Below are 5159 nucleotides of genomic sequence, written 5' to 3' on the forward strand. Positions count from 1 at the left end.
CCCCGGGGGTGGTGGTGTGGAGGGACATCAGGACGCGGGCTCCAGGTGCATGACGATCTGGGCCGCCTGGACCCCCGTGGGCTGCGGCTGGTTGTACGGGTCGTCCTCGGACGGCCAGCCGACGTAGTTCAGCGAGGAGTACTGCGCGGTGGCGGGTCGCGACCAGATCGGGATGGCCGGCACCTGCTCCACGTAGACCTGCTGGATGGTGTCCATCGCGGCCGCGCGCGCGGCGTCGTCGGTCGCGGCCGCGTAGTCGGCGAACGCCTTCGTCGCGGCGTCGTCCTGGAAGCGGCCGAAGTTCCACGTGGCCGGCTCGCCGAGCTTCTTGTACTGCGCGCCGTCGAACTGGTCGGAGTACATGTCCCAGGGGGTGGCGCCGCCGTCGGTCCAGTGCAGCGTGGCCTGGAAGTCGCCCGGCGGGACGACGTCGGCGAACCACCCGTCCTGGTTCACCGGGTTGACCGTGGCGTCCACGCCGAGCGTCGCGGCCGCGTTCTTGATGAGGTCGAGCGCGGTGAGGTAGTCGTTCCATCCGGCCGGGTCGGTGAGCTCGAAGGTGACCTTCTCGCCGTCCGGGTCGACGAGCTTCTCGCCCTCCCAGGTGTAGCCGGCGTCGGTCAGCAGCGCCTTGGCCCCCTCGACGTCGACGGCGAGGTCGGCGTCCGCGTAGGCGTCGGAGAGGTACGGCTCGCCGGCGGGCAGCGGCAGGCCGGTGGCGTTGGTCAGCGGCGGGTTCACGCCGGAGGTGGCGACGTCCACCAGCTCCTGCCGGTCGATCACCATGTTGAGCGCCTGGCGGAAGGCGACGTCGTCGAACGGCTTCTTCTCGTTGTTGAGGAAGAGCGCGTCGATGCCGAGGCCCGCCGCCGCGTACTGGTGGTAGTGCTCCGGGTCCTGCGCGATGTAGACGTTCTCGTAGTCGGCGATGAACGTCCAGCCCCACTGCGCCTCGCCGGTGGTGAGGGCCGTGGTGAGCGCGTTGTTGTCGTTGTACGACGAGTACCGGATCTCGGGGACCTTGGGCTGCCCGCCCCAGTAGTCGTCGCGCGCCGTGACGGTCGCGGCCTGCGGCGTCCACGACTCGAGCGTGTACGGCCCGGTCCCGACCGGCTCGGTGTTCGTGAACGTCGTCGGGTCCTCGACGTCCTTCCACAGGTGCTCCGGGACCATGAGCAGGTCGTAGAGCTTGGACTGGTTCACGTACTGCGGGGCCGTGAACGACACCGTCGCGGTCGTCCCGTCGGACTCGACCTTGTCGTACGGCAGAGCGGCCGCGTTGAGGCCCTCGTGGTCGATGCGCAGCTGGATCGAGAACGCGACGTCGTCGGCGGTGAAGTCCTCGCCGTCCGACCAGGTCACGCCCGACCTCGGCGTGATCACGGCCTGCGTGTAGTCCTCGTTCCACTCGATCTTCTCGGCCAGCCAGGGCTCCGGGTCCTCGGACGGCTTGGCCTGGTTGCGCATCATGAGCGGCTCGTAGATGACGAACGCGTAACCGAGCGAGAGCGCGGACGAGCCGGTCGCGAACGGCGACTGGTTCTCCGTCTGCACGCCGTTGGGCATGCCGACGGTCAGGGTCTCGGTGCCGACGCCGCCGGACGAGGCGGACGGGCTGTTCCCGCCGGTGCCGCCGCCACACGCCGCGGCCAGCATGGCCACGACCGCGGCGCTCGCGACCGCCGTGCTGAGCTTGCGGATTCTCACGGTGTGCCTCCTTGCACGAGCCCCGCCGCCGATGGCGGGGCGCTGGGTGGGTGATCGGGTGATCGGTGCTGGATGGTCAGGGCTGGTCAGGGCTGGGTGTCGGGCGCGACGACGAGATCGACGTCGAGCCGCGGGTCGCGCACCGACCGGCCCGCGGTGAGGCGGTAGGTGCCGGGCGGGGTGGTCCAGCCGCCGGCGGCGGTGTCCCACGTCTGGAGGGCACGGCGCGGCACGCGCACGTCGGCGGTGGCGCGCTCCCCGGGCGCGGCCTCGACGACGGCGAAGCCGCCGAGCCAGCGCACGGGCCGGGCGGGATCGGTGTCCGCCGTGCCGGGCGGCGGGGTCACGTAGACCTGCACGACCTCGCGCCCGGGCCGCGCGCCGGTGTTGCGCACCGTCACGTGCACGACGACGTCCGCGTCGCCCGGGGCGAGCCCGGGGGCGGCGAGGCCCGCGGCCTCGTAGTCCCACCTCGTCCAGCCGAGGCCGTGACCGAAGGGGGCGGCGGGCGCCGGGCCCCCGGGGCCCGTGCCGGCACCGGACCCGGCACCGAGCCGCCGCTCCCAGGCCCGGTAGCCGACGTCGAGCCGTTCGGCGTAGTCGACGACGCCGGCGACGGGGATCGCGTGCGGCACCGGGACGTCCTCGGCGCGCGCGGGCAGCGTCCACGGCAGGCGGCCGGACGGCTCGGTGACGCCGGCGAGCACGTCCGCGAGCCCGGTGCCCGCCTCCTGGCCGGGCAGCCAGGCCCACAGCACCGCGGGGGCCTCGTCGTACCAGGGCAGCAGCACGGGCGCGCCCGCGTTGACGACGACCACCGTGCGCGGGTTGGCGGCCAGCACGCGCCGCACCAGCTCGTCCTGGTTGCCGGGCAGCGCCAGGTCGGCACGGTCGTAGCCCTCGGACTCGACCTCGGGCGTGGTGCCCACGACGACGACGGCGACGTCCGCCTCCCGGGCCGCGGCGGCCGCGGCCGCCAGCTCCTCCTCGGCCGACGGGCCGGGCAGCCGGTGCACCAGCGCACCGCGCACGAACCGGTCGTAGCCGACGGGGTGCACCACCTGCAGCTCCGCCTCCAGGAGGGCGCCGTCCGCGCCGCCCTCGACGGCCAGCGTCGCGGCGAGGGGGTGGTTGTGACCCGAGGCGAGGATGACGTCCTCGTCGACGACGACGTCGCCCGCGGACGCCGTCCGGCCGTCCACCGCGACCCGGTGCACGCCCACCGTGCCGACCCCCAGCTCGTGGGCGCCCGGCTCGTCGGTGCGCACACGGGCGGTGAGCCGCAGGGCGGCGTCGTCGGGGCCGACGTCGGCGCACCAGCCCTCCCAGGCGGTCCGGGTCTCGGCGCGGCGCACGGTGCCGTCGGCCCCGAGCCACTCCAGCCGCACGCCGGGCGCGCCGGTCACGGGGTCGGTGCAGCGGGCGAGGTCGAGCGCCCGCGGGTTGCGCAGCACGCGCGACCCGGCGACGACGTCCACGACCGAGCGCGCCGGGAGCGCGTCGCGCAGCGCGTCCGCGGGGTACGTGAGGCGGTCGGGGACCACGAACGACGAGCCCCCGCCCTGGAAGAACGGCTCCGCGGCGTGCGCGCCGAGCAGGGCGACGCGCAGCGGAGCGGCGCCGTCGTCCGTGTCGACCAGCGGCACCAGGCCGTCGTCGTCCTTGAGCACGACGACGGAGCGGGCGACGAGCTCGCGCAGCAGCGGCGCCGGGTCCTCGGCCGCGACCGCCGGGAGGGCGCTGCCGGCGCCCGGCAGCGGGAGCCGCCCGACGCGGTGCGCGAGACGCAGCAGCCGGCGCACCTTGTCGTCGAGCTCGGCGACCGTCACCTCGCCGGACCGGACGGCGTCGAGCAGGCCGTCCCCCCACGGCCCGTCCGGGCCGGGCATCTGCAGGTCGAGCCCGCCGTGCACGGCCGCGGCCACCGACTGCGTGGCCACCCAGTCGCTCACGACCAGACCGTCGAAACCCCACTCGTCCTTGAGCACGCCGGTGAGCAGGGGGCGGTGCTCGAGGGCGGGCGCGGCGGTGGTGCCGTCGTCGACCCCGCTGTACGCGCCCATGACGCTCCACGCGCCGGCGGCGACGAGCCGCTCGAACGGCGCCAGGTACACCTCGCGCAGCGTCCGCTCGTCGACGCGGGCGAGATAGCGGGTGCGGTCGGTCTCGGAGTCGTTGGCCACGTAGTGCTTCACGCACATCCCGACGCCCCGGTCCTGCGCCGCGCCGACGAGCGCGACGGCGACCTCGGCCGTGAGGTGCGGGTCCTCGGAGTAGCACTCGAAGTGCCGGCCGCCGACGGGCGTGCGCTGCAGGTTGACCTGCGGCGCCAGGACCATGTCGACCCCGTGCCGGCGGGCCTCGGCCGCGAACAGCTCCCCCGCCCGGCGCGCCAGGCGGACGTCCCATGTGGCCGCGAGCGCCGACGGCGCGGGCAGCATCGCGGAGGTGCCGCGGCCGTGCGGGTCGCGCACCCCCACGGGGCCGTCGGACATGACGACGGGCTCGAGCCCGATCCGTGCGACGGCGCGGGTCGCCCACATGGACGCGCCGACCACGAGGGCGGCCTTCTCCTCGACGCCGAGGAGGTCGACGAGCGCGTCGATCTCCCGATCGGTGCTGGCGTCGGTGCTGGTGACAGCGGTCTGCGATGACACGCGGCGGTACTCCCTCGTCCTGGTCGGCGTCGACTGGCGCCCAGTGAAGCACAGTTACTGACAGGTAAGTAAGTAACGCAAGGTCACAGTATGGTGACGCCATGGCAGACGGCAGCACCCCGCGACGGACCCGCCCCTCGAAGGCGGAGCGGCGCGAGGAGATCCTCGCGGCGGCGACGCGCGTGTTCGGCTCGAAGGGCTACCACGCGGGGTCGCTGGTCGACGTCGCGGAGCAGGTGGGCATCACCCACGCGGGCGTGCTGCACCACTTCGGCAGCAAGGACAAGCTCCTGTGGGCGGTGCTGGAGTACCGCGACCGGGTGGACGTCGAGCACCTCGAGGGGCAGCACATCCCCGGCGGGCTCGACCTGTTCCGGCACCTGATGACCACCGCGCGGATCAACGCCGACCGGCGCGGCATCGTGCAGGCCTACTCGGTGCTCACCGGAGAGTCCGTCACGGACGGCCACCCGGCGGCCGCGTGGGTCACGGAGCGCTTCACGGTGCTGCGCGGCGAGATCGCCACGGCCCTCCTGCAGGTGGCGCAGGAGCGCGGCGTGGCGCTCGAGGAGGCCCGGGCCCGCAGCGCCGCGAGCGCCGTCATCGGCGTCATGGACGGCCTGCAGGTGCAGTGGCTCCTGGACCCGGACGCCGTCGACCTCGCGCAGGAGACGGCGTTCGCGATCGAGGCGATCCTCGCCGCCGTCCTCGCCGGGCCGGACGCCCCGCACGTCGTCCCCGCGAGGTAGTACGGGTCTCCGCGAGGTAGCAGAAGTCCCGCGAGGTGGTGGCTGT

At 74.3% G+C, this 5159-nt stretch carries 3 protein-coding genes; 1 reads left to right on the top strand and 2 read right to left on the bottom strand.

The window, feature by feature from the left end:
* Positions 1-27: 27 nt before the first annotated feature.
* Both ACFWEK_RS18735 and ACFWEK_RS18740 read right to left on the bottom strand, forming a co-directional pair.
* Positions 28-1707, bottom strand: coding sequence for an ABC transporter substrate-binding protein (locus ACFWEK_RS18735; RefSeq protein WP_430547035.1), 1680 nt, complete (start codon positions 1705-1707; stop codon positions 28-30).
* Between the two features lie 86 nt (positions 1708-1793).
* Positions 1794-4364, bottom strand: a complete 2571-nt coding sequence (locus ACFWEK_RS18740; RefSeq protein WP_430555016.1) for a beta-glucosidase — start codon at positions 4362-4364, stop codon at positions 1794-1796.
* A 101-nt stretch (positions 4365-4465) separates the two neighbouring features.
* Here ACFWEK_RS18740 and ACFWEK_RS18745 point away from each other — a divergent pair, with 101 nt between their 5' ends.
* A complete protein-coding gene (locus ACFWEK_RS18745; protein WP_430547037.1) occupies positions 4466-5113 on the top strand; it encodes a TetR/AcrR family transcriptional regulator in 648 nt (215 codons plus the stop codon).
* The last annotated feature ends 46 nt before the right edge of the window (positions 5114-5159 follow it).

The sequence above is a fragment of the Isoptericola sp. NPDC060257 genome, from assembly GCF_042726645.1.
In the GTDB taxonomy this organism is placed as follows: Bacteria; Actinomycetota; Actinomycetes; order Actinomycetales; family Cellulomonadaceae; genus Isoptericola; species Isoptericola nanjingensis.